This is a genomic window from Pseudomonas sp. DR48, from assembly GCF_019823085.1.
GTDB lineage: Bacteria > Pseudomonadota > Gammaproteobacteria > Pseudomonadales > Pseudomonadaceae > Aquipseudomonas.
Map to the genome: position 1 here is coordinate 735,172 of NZ_CP081946.1, position 14,837 is coordinate 750,008.

The 14,837-nt window shown below is 60.3% G+C and carries 13 protein-coding genes; 11 read left to right on the top strand and 2 right to left on the bottom strand.

What is annotated here, in order from left to right; all coding sequences use genetic code 11:
• Positions 1–44: 44 nt before the first annotated feature.
• The 4 genes from K5K95_RS03325 to K5K95_RS03340 all read left to right on the top strand — a co-directional run bounded on the left by K5K95_RS03325 (position 45) and on the right by K5K95_RS03340 (position 2,733).
• Complete coding sequence (locus tag K5K95_RS03325; protein ID WP_017340667.1) at positions 45–947, top strand: chemotaxis protein CheV; 903 nt, start codon at positions 45–47, stop codon at positions 945–947.
• A 27-nt stretch (positions 948–974) separates the two neighbouring features.
• Positions 975–1,433 (top strand): GNAT family N-acetyltransferase, encoded by a 459-nt coding sequence (locus K5K95_RS03330; protein ID WP_222590282.1) that lies wholly within the window; start codon positions 975–977, stop codon positions 1,431–1,433.
• A gap of 139 nt (positions 1,434–1,572) precedes the next feature.
• Positions 1,573–1,899 (top strand): hypothetical protein, encoded by a 327-nt coding sequence (locus K5K95_RS03335; RefSeq protein ID WP_222588369.1) that lies wholly within the window; start codon positions 1,573–1,575, stop codon positions 1,897–1,899.
• An 84-nt stretch (positions 1,900–1,983) separates the two neighbouring features.
• Positions 1,984–2,733, top strand: a complete 750-nt coding sequence (locus K5K95_RS03340; protein WP_222588370.1) for a YkgJ family cysteine cluster protein — start codon at positions 1,984–1,986, stop codon at positions 2,731–2,733.
• Between the two features lie 137 nt (positions 2,734–2,870).
• Here the strand turns inward: K5K95_RS03340 and K5K95_RS03345 are convergent, their stop codons facing one another.
• A complete protein-coding gene (locus K5K95_RS03345; protein ID WP_222588371.1) occupies positions 2,871–3,128 on the bottom strand; it encodes a hypothetical protein in 258 nt (85 codons plus the stop codon).
• A 213-nt stretch (positions 3,129–3,341) separates the two neighbouring features.
• On the bottom strand, positions 3,342–3,713 hold the full coding sequence (locus tag K5K95_RS03350) for a DUF6124 family protein (protein WP_222588372.1): 372 nt from the start codon (positions 3,711–3,713) through the stop codon (positions 3,342–3,344).
• Between the two features lie 1,338 nt (positions 3,714–5,051).
• Between K5K95_RS03350 and K5K95_RS03355 the strand changes: the two genes are divergently transcribed.
• The 7 genes from K5K95_RS03355 to K5K95_RS03385 all read left to right on the top strand — a co-directional run bounded on the left by K5K95_RS03355 (position 5,052) and on the right by K5K95_RS03385 (position 14,825).
• Positions 5,052–6,212, top strand: a complete 1,161-nt coding sequence (locus K5K95_RS03355) for an efflux RND transporter periplasmic adaptor subunit (RefSeq protein ID WP_222588373.1) — start codon at positions 5,052–5,054, stop codon at positions 6,210–6,212.
• Positions 6,209–9,310, top strand: coding sequence for a multidrug efflux RND transporter permease subunit (locus tag K5K95_RS03360; RefSeq protein ID WP_222588374.1), 3,102 nt, complete (start codon positions 6,209–6,211; stop codon positions 9,308–9,310). Before K5K95_RS03355 ends, K5K95_RS03360 begins: the two co-directional genes overlap by 4 nt.
• A gap of 9 nt (positions 9,311–9,319) precedes the next feature.
• Entirely contained in the window at positions 9,320–9,997 is a 678-nt protein-coding gene (locus K5K95_RS03365) for a heavy metal response regulator transcription factor (RefSeq protein WP_007916978.1), read from the top strand.
• Positions 9,987–11,351 carry a heavy metal sensor histidine kinase gene (locus K5K95_RS03370; protein ID WP_222588375.1) on the top strand — a complete coding sequence of 455 codons (1,365 nt, stop codon included), beginning with the start codon at positions 9,987–9,989 and terminating at the stop codon, positions 11,349–11,351. Before K5K95_RS03365 ends, K5K95_RS03370 begins: the two co-directional genes overlap by 11 nt.
• Before the next feature lie 118 nt (positions 11,352–11,469).
• On the top strand, positions 11,470–11,694 hold the full coding sequence (locus tag K5K95_RS03375) for a hypothetical protein (protein ID WP_222588376.1): 225 nt from the start codon (positions 11,470–11,472) through the stop codon (positions 11,692–11,694).
• Between the two features lie 195 nt (positions 11,695–11,889).
• Entirely contained in the window at positions 11,890–13,209 is a 1,320-nt protein-coding gene (locus K5K95_RS03380; RefSeq protein WP_222588377.1) for an OprD family porin, read from the top strand.
• Between the two features lie 119 nt (positions 13,210–13,328).
• Positions 13,329–14,825, top strand: coding sequence for a sensor domain-containing diguanylate cyclase (locus K5K95_RS03385; protein WP_222588378.1), 1,497 nt, complete (start codon positions 13,329–13,331; stop codon positions 14,823–14,825).
• Positions 14,826–14,837 lie beyond the last annotated feature (12 nt).

The following is a 14,837-nucleotide window of genomic DNA, read 5'->3' on the forward strand; positions in this document are numbered from 1 at the left end:
GCGATTCTTAACTCGCCCATCACCTTTTTCCACAGAAGGTTTTTATGTCCACCACCAAAGCCCGCGCAGACTCACTTTCGCTTCTGCTGTTTACCTTGCGCAGTGGCAAGCTGATGGCAATCAACCTGCTGAAAGTCAGCGAAATCATTCCCTGCCCGCCGCTGACCAAGCTGCCGGAGTCGCACCCCCACGTCAAAGGCATCGCCACGTTGCGCGGCGCCTCGTTGTCGGTGATCGACCTCAGCCGCGCCATCGGCGAGCGACCGCTGGAAGACCCGAACGGTGGCTGCCTGATCGTCACTGACGTCAGCCGCTCCAAACAGGGCTTGCATGTTCAGGCCGTGAGCAAGATTGTCCATTGCCTGACCACCGACATCCGCCCGCCGCCCTTTGGCTCCGGCGGTGTGCGCTCCTACATCACCGGCGTGACCTCGGTCGACGGCACGCTGGTGCAAGTGCTGGACATCGAAAAAGTCATCCACGGCATCGCCCCGGCGCAGATCGAAATGGCCCCGACCGAGCTGAGCATGGAAGACGCCGAAGTGCTGGGCAACGCACGGATTCTGGTGGTCGACGACAGCCAGGTCGCGCTGCAGCAATCGGTGCACACCCTGCGCAACCTCGGCCTGCAATGCCACACCGCCCGTAGCGCCAAGGAGGCCATCGACTGCCTGCTGGACCTGCAAGGCACGGCGCAGCAGATCAACCTGATCGTCTCGGACATCGAAATGTCGGAGATGGACGGCTATGCCTTCACTCGCACCCTGCGCGAAACCCCGGACTTCTCGCACCTTTATGTATTACTGCACACGTCTCTGGACAGTGCGATGAACAGCGAAAAAGCGCGCCTGGCCGGGGCCAACGCGGTGCTGACCAAGTTCTCGTCGCCGGAACTGACCAAATGCCTGATCGAGGCGGCCAAGGCAGTCGCCGAACAAGGTCACTGAGTCTTGGCCGAGCAATTCTGCTTTTTGATGCGGCGCAACCTGGCGCAGGGTGTGCCTGGCATCACCTGGCCCAAGGGAATCGACCTCGTTCAATACCGCCCCGAACTGGCCGAAGCCGTTCACCACTTGATGGAAACGGGTTATCAGCAAGGTGGCGGCCGCGTGCCTGCTCTGGACGTTTGGCAACGACGGTTTGAGACCGATCCCGAATACGATCCGTCCCTGTGTTTCATTGCGCTAGAGGGCGAGCGCATCCTTGGCGTGTGCCAGTGCTGGACCAGCGCCTACATCAAAAACCTGGTGGTGCATCCTCAGGCCCAAGGTCTCGGGCTCGGCCGTGCGTTGCTGCTGCATGCGTTCAAAGTGTTTCAGGATCGCCGGGAAGGCTTTGTCGATTTGAAAGTCCTGGAAGACAACCTTCGGGCGCAGCGCCTGTATGAAAGTGCCGGGATGTATGTGGTCCGCCGGGAATTGGTTCCAGCCTGACCCACCGCCATCGCGAGAAGGTCTTACTCGATCAACTGTGGGAGCGAGCCTGCTCGCGATGGGGCCGACACATTCAACACTAAACCATCAGGCATACTCCGACCCTCGGCCAACTCAATGCCCAAGGATGCCTGCCCCCATGAAAGCCACCACCCTGACCTTCCTCTGCCTCACCGCCCTCGCCACCCAGGCCCACGCCTCCAGCCCCGACGCCTGGGCCGCCTACGACAAAGCCGTCCTCTTCAGTTGCACCAAGGCCAGCGGCCTGAAAGACGCCAAACCCGTCGGCACCGCCGCCCAGTTTGACGACCGCGTCGGCTACACCGCGTTGCTGCTGCAAGGCCAATACCCGCAAAAACACATGAAAGGCCAGCAAGGCACCGAACTCTGCCTCTACAACAAGAAAACCAAAACCGCCTACGTGACCGAATGGGACGCCATCCGCCCCGCTACCAAAGCCCAGTGACTGGCGCATAACTTGCTTCGACGCAGGTCTATGCGGTGAGATTCTGACGCCGCTTCCTGCCTTTTACCTGCGACCTTAAGCCTGATGAATACGACGTTTTCCTGCGTAGGCTGCGGCAAATGCTGCACCGACCACCACGTGCCCCTGACCCTGGCCGAAGCCCGCATGTGGGCAGCCGACGGCGGTCAAGTGATCGTGCTGGTGGAAGGTTTCCTGGGCAACGGCCTGGGCCTGCCGGCGCAACAACGCGAACACGCCGAACGCCGCTCAGCGCGGGTTCGAAGCGGCGCGTCTGACGCCTACGTGGCGATCACCTTTGCCGCCTACAACGTCGGTCCCTGCCGGAATCTTGACGAAGACAACCTCTGCCGCATCTATGAACGGCGACCGCTGGTGTGCCGCATCTACCCGATGGAAATCAACCCGCACATCGCGCTGAACACCGCCGTTAAAGAATGCCCGCCGGAGTCCTGGGAACAAGGCCCGGACTTGATCATTGGCGGCAAACTGGTGGATCAGGAACTGGCAGGACTGATCCAGCGCTCACGTCAGGCGGATCGAGAAGACATTCAGACCAAGGATGCAATTTGCGGATTACTGGGGATTCGGACTACAGCGCTGAAGGGAGATGGGTTTACCGCTTATCTGCCGGACATGAGCGCGTTTGCCACGGTCATTGATCAGGTTTCAGCGCAACCGCTGCAGACGTCTGGCAGTGAATGGTTGTTTCATGTGTCGGGGGAGGATATCGCCGGGCAAGTACAGGCAGCCGGGGCGCAGGTGGCGACGGATGCGCCGGTGAACTATGCGTTTATTTCGTTGAGGGCGGCTTGATCCAGAAGGTGTATTGCCTTTGATGACCCCTTCGCGAGCAAGCCCGCTCCCACATTTGAACCGTGTCGTACACAGATCAATTGTGGGAGCGGGCTTGCTCGCGAAGGCGATAGATCAAGCACCGCAGAGTTTGAAACTCAGCGCTTACCCATCGAACGACGCGTCCCCGGAGGCGCAGCCCCCGGCGTCTTGGTATGGCCATTCTTCGCGCCATTCTTGTACCAAGGCTGGTTGGCATTCTTCGCAGCAGCCAACTCACCCGGTTTGAACGGGAACTTGAACGCCGGAATCGCGGCTTTGGATTCGCTGTCTGCGCTGGAGTCGACGCTGTCTGGCAGGTCTGCCTGGTCGTCGCTCAAAGCGTCGGCAACCGGCGGTTGTGTCGGGGAAGTCATGAAAGCTCCGGGTGATGCAAAAGAGTCGGGCCCGGTCAGCGAGCCGCGAAAGGCCGCAGTATACCCGTGTCGAGCGCCGCAAGCTTCACGCGGCAAGCGAGTCCGTCGGGTTTAGTGATGACTGACACACCGCAATCGCGAGCAACCCCAGCACCTGTGGGAGCGAGCCTGCTCGCGAAGAACGATAACGCGCTCAACCTGACCGAACGCTATTTACGCCGGAGCCTCAACCCTGTCCAACACCCGATTCACCGCCAACTCCGCCAGCATGACCACCTGCTGAATCGCCAACACCGTATGCCGCTGCGGCCCCACCAGATTCGTCGCAAAATCACCGGCCATCACACTCGCCGACGCCAAAGACTCACAGGCATGAGCCAACAGACTTTCCGAATCAACTTCGGGGACAACCATGAACATCGTGCTCGGACGACGCGGTTTTACGGTGTATTGCTCGGGTGGATCGAGGTAGTAATCGAGCGCGCGTTTTATCGCTTCGCTGTCTTTGATGAGCGCTTCGGACTGGGAGGTCTCGGCGCTGGGGGTTGTGGTGTTGAGGGGTGGGTCGGGGATTAACTTATCCATGCAAACTCCTACTGAAATCGGTACCACCATTCGCCGGATCTCAAGCGGCGAAGAGGTGGCAGCTATGTGCAGTGTGAGATCACCGGTAGTAGGCACCCGGCCAGACCGAAGTCTGCCCGCACACAGCCGCCATAACGCATTTACAGGCAGCGGATAAACTGGCGCCAATTATGGTGGCATTGGCGCTAGATGCATACTGGTAGCCGGGGATCTCACGCCCGGTCGCTGAATTTGCAGCGACAGCTAGAGGTTAGAGAACACGCTTCCTACCCGGCAACCTGAAAAATGCGTGGGAAAGCGCTGTGTTTCTTACACATCGTTAAACACAAAAATGGAACGCGGAGCGTCCCGGGCGGCATTCCCACGCGAAGCGTAGGGAACGATCAGTGGGCAGCAGGAGGAGATTGGTCGGCTGGCGGGCCGCCATCGTCGGAACGCCGCCCGGAGCAAGCTCGCTCCCACAGGGTTCGGGGTAGATCTGCAGGAGATTGGGCGGCTGGCAGGGCGTCATCGCTGGCAGGCCAGCTCCCACAGTGGTTCGGTGTACATCTGCAGGAGATTGGGCGGCTGGCAGGGCGTCATCGCTGGCAGGCCAGCTCCCACAGGGTTCGGTGTACATCTGCAGGAGATTGGTCGGCTGGCAGGCCGCCATCGCCGGCAGGCCAGCTCCCACAGGGGAATAGGGTGCATCTGAGAGAGATTGGTCGGCTGGCAGGCCGCCATCGCCGCGATGCGGCGACCCGACAGGCCAGCTCCCACAGTAAATCGCGGCGTACCACCCGTTCTTCACCACTCAATAGGCCGAGCGGTAGCTCGCCTGCTTTTGATTTTGACTCACCCGCCCCTTCGGCAGGCTGAGTGGAGGCGTTCATCTGGGGGGCAGGCGCGTAGCGCCGTTCGACGAAGTCGAACACATCGAGAGGAGGTCGAAGCGAAGCCGACCGGAGGCGATGCCCCCAGATGAATGCCGGAACGAAGGAACACCGAGCCCCGGCGAGGGGCCGGACGCCGGGGCAAGACCTTTTGGTTCCTTTTGGGGCGTTTGCCAAAAGGGACTCGCCGTCAGGGCGAAACCCTAGGTGGCCGTTACCGCAGCAACGGATATGTACACCTGAAAGAAAATGGTCGGCTGTCAGGCCGCCTTCGCGAGCAAGCCCGCTCCCACAATTAGCCCAGGTCCATCCAAGAGAACATGGTCGGCCCAAAGGCCGCCAAGACCAAAAGAACGCCCCAAACTGACAGCGCCGTCAGTTACCAGTCACCTTCCCGACCACCAAACAGGTTTATAAAGGAAAATACAAACCCGACAAAAACCCCAAGCCCCGGCGCCCCACACGCATGCGAATTCAGAAAAAACCCGCCCTGCTCGCAACCCTTCTGATCGTCATGGCAGCGCTGGGCGTGTGGTACGCCACCAAACCCGCCACAGCCAAACTCGCCGCGCCCACAGCAATCCCGGTCCGCGTCATCAGCGTCAGCGCAAAAGACGTCCCCCGCTACGTCAGCGGCATCGGCTCCGTGCTATCACTGCACAGCGTCGTCGTCCGCCCGCAAATCGACGGCATCCTCACCAAAATCATGGTCAAAGAAGGCCAACTGGTGAACAAAGGCGACCTGCTCGCCACCATCGACGACCGCTCGATCCGCGCCAGCCTCGACCAGGCCCGAGCGCAACTCGGCGAAAGCCAGGCACAACTGCAAGTCGCACAAGTCAACCTCAAACGCTACAAACTACTGAGCGTCGACGACGGCGTATCCAAACAGACCTACGACCAGCAACAAGCCCTGGTCAACCAACTCAAAGCCACCGCCCAAGGCAACCAAGCCTCGATCGACGCCGCGCAAGTACAGCTTTCCTACACACAGATTCGCTCCCCGGTCACCGGCCGCGTCGGTATTCGCACAGTGGATGAAGGCAACTTCCTGCGCATGGCCGACGCCCAAGGCCTGTTCACAGTGACCCAGATCGACCCGATTGCCGTGGAATTCTCCCTGCCACAGCAAATGCTGCCCACCCTGCAAGGCCTGATCAACGACCCGGAGCACGCGCTGGTGAAAGCCTACATCGGCGCTGACACCGACGGCGAAACCGGCAACCTGCTGGGCGAAGGCCACCTGACCCTGATCGACAACCAGATCAGCGCCAACACCGGGACCATCCGCGCCAAGGCTGAATTCAACAACCCCGGGCAGAAACTCTGGCCGGGCCTGCTGGTGACGGTAAAAATTCAGACAGCGCTGGATAAAGATGCGCTGGTGGTGCCGCCCACCGTCGTACAACGCGGCCTCGATCAACATTACGTGTACCGGGTCAACGGCGACAAAGTCGAAACCGTCACCGTGCAGATGGTTGCCCAAGGCAGCGGCCAGGACATCATCAAAGGTGTTAAGCCCGGCGACATATTGGTCAGTGACGGCCAATCGCGCCTCAAACCCGGTTCCACCGTTCAGGTGCTGACCGACCCGCCGCAAGTGGTTCAGTCGGAGTCCAAGCCATGAAGGGCCACGGCTCAATCTCGGCCTGGTGCATCGATCATCCGGTCGCCACCATTCTGCTGACGTTTGCCTTGGTGCTGCTGGGCGTCATCGCCTTTCCGCGCCTGCCCATTGCGCCGCTACCAGAGGCGGAATTCCCGACCATTCAGGTCGCCGCGCAACTCCCCGGCGCCAGCCCGGAAACCATGGCGTCGTCGGTCGCTACGCCGCTTGAAGTGCAATTCAGCGCCATCCCCGGCGTAACCCAGATGACCTCGAGCAGCGCCTTGGGCTCGACCAACCTGACGCTGCAATTCACCCTCGACAAAAGCATCGACACCGCCGCCCAGGAAGTACAGGCAGCGATCAACACCGCCGCTGGCAAACTGCCGAAAGACATGCCGACCCTGCCGACGTGGCGCAAGGTCAACCCGGCCGACAGCCCGGTGCTGATTCTCAGCGTCAACTCGACACAAATGCCCGGCACCGAACTCAGCGACCTGGTGGAAACCCTGCTCTCGCGTCAGATCAGTCAGATCAACGGTGTAGGCCAAATCAACATCACCGGTCAGCAACGTCCGGCGATTCGCGTTCAAGCCTCGGCGGACAAACTCGCTGCTATCGGCCTGACGCTGGCGGACATTCGCCAGGCCATCCAGAACACCAGCCTCAACCTGGCCAAAGGTGCGTTGTACGGCGAGTCGAGCATCTCGACGCTGTCGACCAACGACCAGCTCTTCCAACCCGAGGAATACAGCCAGCTCATCGTTTCCTACAAGGACGGTGCACCGGTTCACCTCAAGGACGTCGCCAAAGTCGTCAACGGTTCGGAAGATGCCTACGTGCAAGCCTGGGCCGGTGACAAGCCAGGGGTCAACCTGGTGATTTCCCGGCAACCGGGGGCCAACATTGTCGAGACGGTGGATCGCATCCAGGCCGCCCTGCCCGCCCTCGAAGCCATGCTGCCGGCGTCGGTGCAGGTCAAGGTGCTGGTCGACCGCACCCAGACCATCCGAGCCTCGCTGCATGAAGTGGAAGTCACCCTGCTGATCGCGATCCTGCTGGTGGTGGCGGTGATGGCGCTGTTCCTGCGCCAGTGGTCGGCGACCATGATTGTGTCCGCCGTGCTGGGTGTTTCGCTGACTGCCAGTTTCGCCCTGATGTACATCATGGGCTTCAGCCTCAACAACCTGACGCTGGTGGCGATCGTGGTGGCTGTGGGGTTTGTGGTCGACGATGCGATTGTGGTGGTGGAGAACATTCACCGTCACCTCGAGGCCGGCGACGGCATGCGCGAGGCGGCGATCAAGGGCGCCGGCGAGATTGGTTTTACCGTGGTGTCCATCAGCTTTTCGCTGGTGGCGGCGTTCATTCCGCTGCTGTTCATGGGCGGCGTTGTCGGGCGGCTGTTCAAGGAATTCGCCCTGACCGCCACCTCGACCATTATGATTTCGGTGGTGGTCTCCCTGACACTGGCGCCCACGCTCGCCGCGCTGTTCATGCGTGCGCCGGTGCATCACGCCCACGGCAAACCGACGTTTGGCGAACGCTTGCTGGCGGGCTATGAAAAACTCCTGCGCCGCGCCCTCGCCCACCAGAAATTGATGATCGGGGTGTTCTGCCTGTCACTGGGCCTGGCGATTGCCGGTTACATCTTTATCCCCAAGGGCTTTTTCCCTGTGCAGGACACCGGTTTTGTCCTCGGGACCACCGAAGCCGCTGCCGATATTTCCTACGGCGACATGGTGAAAAAACACTTGGCGATGGCCGAAATCGTCGCCGCAGACCCCGCCGTCGCGGCGTTTTCCCACTCGGTCGGCGTCTCCGGCAGTAACCAGACCATCGCCAACGGCCGCTTCTGGATCTCCCTGAAAAAACGCGGCGACCGCGACGTCTCGGCCAGTCAGTTCATTGACCGGATTCGCCCGAAACTGATGAAAGTCCCGGGCATCGTGCTGTACCTGCGTGCCGGCCAGGACATCAACCTCAGCTCTGGCCCGAGTCGCGCCCAGTACCAATATGTGCTCAAGAGCAACGACGGCGCGACCCTCAGCACCTGGACCCAACGCCTGACGGAAAAGCTGCGCGCCAACCCGGCATTCCGCGACATTTCCAATGACCTGCAATTGGGCGGCAGCATCACCCACATCAGCATCGACCGCAGCGCCGCCGCGCGTTTCGGCCTGACCGCCAGTGATGTCGATGAAGCGCTGTACGACGCGTTCGGTCAGCGGCAGATCAACGAGTTCCAGACCCAGATCAACCAATACAACGTGATTCTGGAACTGGATACCAAACAACGCGGCAAAGCCGAAAGCCTCAACTACTTCTACCTGCGCTCGCCCCTGAGCGGGGAAATGGTGCCGCTGTCGGCACTGGCGAAATTCGATGCGCCCACCGTCGGCCCGCTGTCCATTGCCCATGACGGCATGTTCCCGGCCGCCAACCTGTCGTTCAACCTGGCGCCCGGCGTGGCGTTGGGCGATGCCGTGATCATGCTCAACCAGGCCAAGGCCGAGATCGGCATGCCGGCGGCCATGAGCGGCAACTTCCAGGGCGCGGCGCAGGCGTTCCAGAGTTCGCTGGCCAGCCAGCCGTGGCTGATCCTGGCCGCGCTGGTGGCGGTGTACATCATTCTCGGCGTCCTTTACGAGAGCTTCGTGCACCCGCTGACCATCATCTCGACACTGCCATCGGCGGGGCTCGGCGCGGTGATCATGCTGTGGATCTGCGGCCAGGACTTTTCGATCATGGCGCTGATCGGGCTGGTGTTGCTGATCGGGATCGTGAAGAAAAACGGCATCCTGATGATCGACTTCGCACTCGACGCCCAACGCAACGGTGGCTTGCCGCCGGAAGAGGCGATTTTCCAAGCCTGTATCACACGGTTCCGGCCGATCATCATGACCACCCTCGCCGCCCTGCTGGGTGCGTTGCCGCTGATGCTCGGCTACGGCACCGGCGCCGAACTGCGCCAGCCGTTGGGGATCGCGGTGGTCGGCGGCTTGTTGGTGAGCCAGGCGCTGACTTTGTTCACCACTCCGGTCATATACTTGTGGCTTGAGCGGCTATTCCATCGACCTAAACCCGCACCGCTGCCGGTGCTGGCGACCACAGACTGAGGCGGGGTCATGCGCGTTCTGATTATCGAAGACGAAGAAAAAACCGCGGACTATTTGCACCGCGGCCTGACGGAACAGGGTTACACCGTGGACCTGGCGCGCGACGGCGTCGAAGGCCTGCACCTGGCGCTGGAAAGCGACTATGCGGTGATCGTCCTCGACGTCATGTTGCCGGGCCTCGACGGCTTCGGCGTGCTGCGCGCCTTGCGTGCGCGCAAGCAAACCCCGGTGATCATGCTCACCGCCCGCGAGCGCGTCGAAGACCGCATCAAAGGCCTGCGCGACGGCGCCGACGATTACCTCGGCAAGCCGTTTTCCTTCCTCGAACTGGTGGCACGCCTGCAAGCGCTGACCCGGCGCAGCGGCGGCCACGAGCCGGTGCAAGTGAGCATCGCCGACCTGTGGATCGATTTGATCAGCCGCAAGGCGACCCGCGCCGGTACGCGCCTGGACCTGACCGCCAAGGAGTTCTCGCTGCTGAGCGTGCTCGCCCGTCGGCAAGGTGAAATCCTCTCGAAAACGGCGATTGCCGAAATGGTCTGGGACATCAATTTCGACAGCGACGCCAACGTCGTCGAAGTCGCGATCAAGCGCCTGCGGGCCAAACTCGACGGGCCGTTCGACGAAAAACTGCTGCACACCATCCGGGGCATGGGTTATGTGCTGGAGAGCCGCGGTGTCCAGTAACTCGATTGCGCTGCGCCTCAGTGGGATGTTTACGTTGGTCGCGCTGCTGGTGTTCCTGCTGATCGGCTGGGCGCTGTACCAACAGGTCGATAAAGGCCTGGGCCTGTTGCCCGAAGCCGAGCTGGACGCGCGCTACAGCGTGCTCGAATCCACGGTCGGGCGTTACGGCACGCCCGAGCATTGGGTGAAGATCAACAACAAACTCAATCTGCTCGGCGAAGAAGACAAGCGCATCCGTTTCTGGATCATCAGCGGTGATCCGAACTACGAATACGGCAACCTGACGCCACAGATCCGCGCCTTTGCCGAAGGCCCGCTGGGGATGCGCGACATGACCCTGCCGGGCCAGCCATATCCGCTGAAAGTGTTGGTCAGCCAGTTCCCGGCCAAGGATCAACGCCCGCCGCTGCGCTTCATGATCGGCATCGACACCGAGACGTTTTTCCAGACTCAGCATCACCTGCTGATCGCCCTCATCAGCCTCGCGATCATCGGCGTGTTATTGGCTTCGGCACTCGGGTATTGGGTGGCGCGCATTGGCCTGAAACCGTTGATCAAGTTGTCTCAGGAAGCCCAGCGACTGGCGCCGCCATTGCGTTCCGGACGTTTGCGCATGTCGTCTTTGCCGCCGGAACTCAATCAGTTCGTCAATTCGTTCAACTCGACACTGGAGCGGGTTGAACAGGCCTATTCGCGACTGGAGTCGTTCAACGCCGACGTCGCCCATGAACTGCGTTCGCCCTTGACCAACCTGATCGGCCAGACACAGGTGGCGCTGACTCGCGGGCGTTCCGCCGAACACTATTTCGAAGTGCTGCAATCGAACCTTGAAGAGTTGGAGCGGCTGCGTTCGATCATCAATGACATGCTGTTTCTTGCCAGCGCGGATCAGGGCAGCAAGGCCACCAAACTGACGTCCACCTCGCTGGCCGATGAAGTGGCGACGACCCTGGAATATCTGGATTTCATTCTTGAGGATGCGCAGGTTCAGGTACGTGTCAGCGGTGATGCGCAAGTGCAGATCGAGATCGCGCATTTGCGCCGGGCGCTGATCAATTTGTTGAGCAATGCGGTGCAGCACACCGCGCCCGGGCAAGTGATCGAGGTGAAAATCGAGGTTGAGGCGCATCAGGTGAGCATCGGTGTCGCCAACCCTGGTTCGCCAATTGCCAGCGAACATCTGCCTCGGTTGTTCGAGCGTTTTTACCGGGTGGATGCGTCACGCAGCAATAGCGGCAACAACCACGGGTTGGGGCTGGCGATCGTCAAGGCGATTGCGCTGATGCACGGCGGGGATGTGTTTGTGCGCAGTGATCACGGGATGAATACCTTCGGCATCCACCTTCCGGTCTGACGATCAACTGTTGCTTTATCAGCAACAGTCCTTTCATGAATCCGCTCTTTTTCCCCTCCTCATTCCCCCTTATCTTTGCCGCACCAAACAGCACTTGCCAAGCAAGAAGGTTTTAAAGATGTCCAACACTATGGGTATTGCCAGCGCTTTCGTTTTGTCCTCATTGTTCCTGTCACCGTTCGCCATGGCTGAAGAGTCGCAGACCTTCTCCGCACAAAACGAGGCACGCGTCGCAGCCTACGAACAGTATCAGAGTGAAATGACGGCCAAAGCCCAAGACGCTGCGCAAACCCCTCAAGCCTCAACGTCTGCCAACCAGCCACGGGTTGAGAAAGACAGCTGATCCAGCGTAGTCGCACCCTTTCCCTCGACACTTTTCATCGGCTCTTCCCTTTGAAAGGTTGTCTTCAAAGCCGCTGCTATCAGCGGCTTTTTTTCGTTGTGGTTTAACACCGGTCTCGTTCGTCTCCTCTTACAAGAAACATCCTGTACTTCAACTAATGAAGTACTTGATTGACCCCAAGGAGCTTTACCGCAAGTGCGTTTTCCTCTTAGTTTCAGCCCGTTGTTCATTGCAGTTGCTGCAACGATACCCACCACCGCCCACGCCGCCGACGACACCCACCCTGAAGGGTTTGTGCAGGGTTCGAGCCTCAACCTCAATGCTCGCAACTACTACATGAACCGCAACCGCCTGCAGCACGCGGACGACAACATCGAATGGGGCCAAGGCTTTCTCGGCATTTTCAAATCGGGCTACACCCAGGGCACGGTGGGTTTCGGTATCGATGCCAACGCCATGCTCGGACTCAAGCTCGACGGCGGTGGCGGCACGGATAACTCGAGCATCCTGCCGGTCAGCGATGGCAACGGCAAAGCGCCGGGGTCGTTCTCGACGGCGGGCGCCACGCTGAAAATGCGTGCATTCGATACCGAGTTGAAGGCCGGCGACCTGTTCCTCAACAACCCGGTGATTGCCGGCGGCGAGACACGCATGCTGCCGCAGACCTTTCGCGGCGTCAGCCTGACCAACCACAGTTTCGACGGTTTCCTCATCGAAGGCGGCCAGGCGAGTTTCACCAAGCCTTACAACCAGAGCGGCCATACCCGAATCAGCACCTCGTACGGCAGCCTGGCAGAGGGTGACGAAAGTCAGCACCTGAATTGGGCCGGCGTGGCCTGGAGCGGCCTGCCGGGCTTGACCAGTAGCCTTTATGCTTCCGAGCTCAAGGACATCTGGAACCAGTATTACTACGACCTGGATTACACCTACGCGCTGAACGATCTGGTCAGCCTCAACCCGGGCCTGCACTTCTATCACACGCAAGACACCGGCGATGCGCTGCTAGGCAACATCGACAACAACACCTACAGCCTGCATTTCACTGTCGGCGTGGGCTTTCACAGCGTTACCGCGGCGTATCAGCGGGTCAACGGCAACACGCCGTTCGACTACATCAACCAGGGCGACAGCATTTTCCTCGACAACTCCCAGCAGTATTCGGACTTCAACGGCCCGAACGAACGCTCGTGGAAACTCAAGTACGCCTACGACTTTGCTGGCCTCGACCTGCCCGGCCTGACCTCGGCACTTTCGTACTCACGGGGCAAACTGGACCTGACCAAGGTTGACCCGGACAGCCGCGGATATGCCTCGTGGTACAGCGCCGACGGCAAAAATGCCGAGCACTGGGAACGTGACATTGATCTTAAGTACGTGGTCCAGGAAGGCCAGGCCAAGGACCTGTCCGTGCGTCTGCAATGGGCAACCAACCGGGGCGGAAACGGCTACGGCGCGCTAGACCAGGACACTGACGAATACCGGGTGATCGTCGACTACCCGCTGAATGTCTTCTAAACTGCAACGAACAAAAGGCCAGCACGTTTTGCTGGCTTTTTTTTATCCGGGATTTTTACCGGCGCACTGAACGCGAACAGCTAATCGTTCAAAACGCCTCGTCAATAGAAGCCAGAACCATGAGCGTGAGCAGTGCACAACCTCAAGATCCGGTCCGATCGCCCCGGTCGGAGCGGCTTCTGGTTCTTGGCAGTTTGCTGCTGGTGGTGGCCATTCTGAGCATCGTGGCGTATCTGTTGGTCCGTGAGCGCGCCAACGCAGAACTGTCTGCCACGCGCGCCGCATCCAATATCGTGCAGTTGATCGACGCCGACGTGCTGCGCAATGTCGAGCTCTACGACCTGTCCCTGCTCGGTCTGATTGCGGCCTCGCAACGGGAAGACCTCAAGAACGTTTCTCCCGACATCCGTCATCTGGCCTTGTTCGACCGCGCCACGGCCGCGCCGTACAAGGGCGATATCCTGTTGCTGGACAACAAGGGCGACGTCATTGCCGACTCGGCCTCGGTGGAGCCTAGAAAGGGCAATTTCGCCGACCGTGAATACTTTCAGTCGCACGTGAGCAATCGCGACCCGGGCATGTTCATCAGCCGCCCCTTTCGCTCCAGGCAGGCTGAACATGAGTGGCGAATCAGCTTCAGTCGCCGGGTCAGCGGAACACAGGGCGAATTCCTCGGTGTCGCCGAAGCCGCCATGCGCCTGAGTTACTTCGATCAATTGTTCAACAGCTTGAACATCGGTCGTGACAGCTCGGTCAACCTGATCAGCTCGGACGGCATCCTGCTGGCCCAGGAACCGCGCCCGGCCGAAGAATTGGTCGGCAAGGATTTCAGCAACCGCCCCAATTTCCAGCGCATCGTCAAAGAAGGCAACGGCAGCTTCACCAGCGTTTCAAGCCAATACCAGGACAAACGCCTGTACACGTTTTCCAAGGTGGGCAACCTGCCGCTGATCGTCGTCGTTGCTCTGTCGAGCGATGAAGTGTTTGCCTCCTGGAAGCGCACGGCGTTGGTGGTCAGCGTGGCGACCCTGGCGTTGTGCATCAGTCTGCTCTGGCTGACCTGGTTGTTCTGTCGGGAACTGCGCCTGCGCCACAACGCCGAGCGGGGGCTGGCGCAACTGGCGGCCACCGATCCCTTGACCGGCCTGGCCAACCGCCGGACGCTCGATCAGGCCCTGCGTCATGAATGGTTTCGCGCGCAACGATCGGGCAAACCACTGTCGGTGCTGATGATTGACGCCGACCGCTTCAAGGATTTCAACGATCGATATGGCCATCAGGCCGGCGACCAGGCATTGCGTACGCTGGCCAGTGTCATCAGCGCCCACGTGCGACGACCGGCGGATCTGGCGGCCCGTTACGGTGGCGAAGAGTTTTCAGTGATCCTGGCGGAAACCGACAGCGCCGGCGCGCAGCAGATTGCCGAAAACATTCGCAAAGCTGTCGAGCAGTTGCCGTTCATCGAGGGTGCGGAATCGCCCATCACTGTCAGTATTGGTATCAGCACCTGGACAACAGCGACTGATATCAGCCTGGAAAGTGTGCTGTTCGCGGCGGACAAGGCGCTGTATCAGGCCAAGGAAAACGGGCGTAACCGGGTGGTCTCTGCTGACTGAAGAACGATCGAC

Excerpts from the sequence above, each read along its gene's own strand:
- K5K95_RS03325 (WP_017340667.1), top strand. The coding sequence starts at position 45 with ATGTCCACCACCAAAGCCCGCGCAGACTCACTTTCGCTTCTGCTGTTT.
- K5K95_RS03330 (WP_222590282.1), top strand. The coding sequence starts at position 975 with ATGCGGCGCAACCTGGCGCAGGGTGTGCCTGGCATCACCTGGCCCAAG.
- K5K95_RS03335 (WP_222588369.1), top strand. The coding sequence starts at position 1,573 with ATGAAAGCCACCACCCTGACCTTCCTCTGCCTCACCGCCCTCGCCACC.
- K5K95_RS03340 (WP_222588370.1), top strand. The coding sequence starts at position 1,984 with ATGAATACGACGTTTTCCTGCGTAGGCTGCGGCAAATGCTGCACCGAC.
- K5K95_RS03345 (WP_222588371.1), bottom strand. The coding sequence starts at position 3,128 with ATGACTTCCCCGACACAACCGCCGGTTGCCGACGCTTTGAGCGACGAC.
- K5K95_RS03350 (WP_222588372.1), bottom strand. The coding sequence starts at position 3,713 with ATGGATAAGTTAATCCCCGACCCACCCCTCAACACCACAACCCCCAGC.
- K5K95_RS03355 (WP_222588373.1), top strand. The coding sequence starts at position 5,052 with ATGCGAATTCAGAAAAAACCCGCCCTGCTCGCAACCCTTCTGATCGTC.
- K5K95_RS03360 (WP_222588374.1), top strand. The coding sequence starts at position 6,209 with ATGAAGGGCCACGGCTCAATCTCGGCCTGGTGCATCGATCATCCGGTC.
- K5K95_RS03365 (WP_007916978.1), top strand. The coding sequence starts at position 9,320 with ATGCGCGTTCTGATTATCGAAGACGAAGAAAAAACCGCGGACTATTTG.
- K5K95_RS03375 (WP_222588376.1), top strand. The coding sequence starts at position 11,470 with ATGTCCAACACTATGGGTATTGCCAGCGCTTTCGTTTTGTCCTCATTG.
- K5K95_RS03385 (WP_222588378.1), top strand. The coding sequence starts at position 13,329 with ATGAGCGTGAGCAGTGCACAACCTCAAGATCCGGTCCGATCGCCCCGG.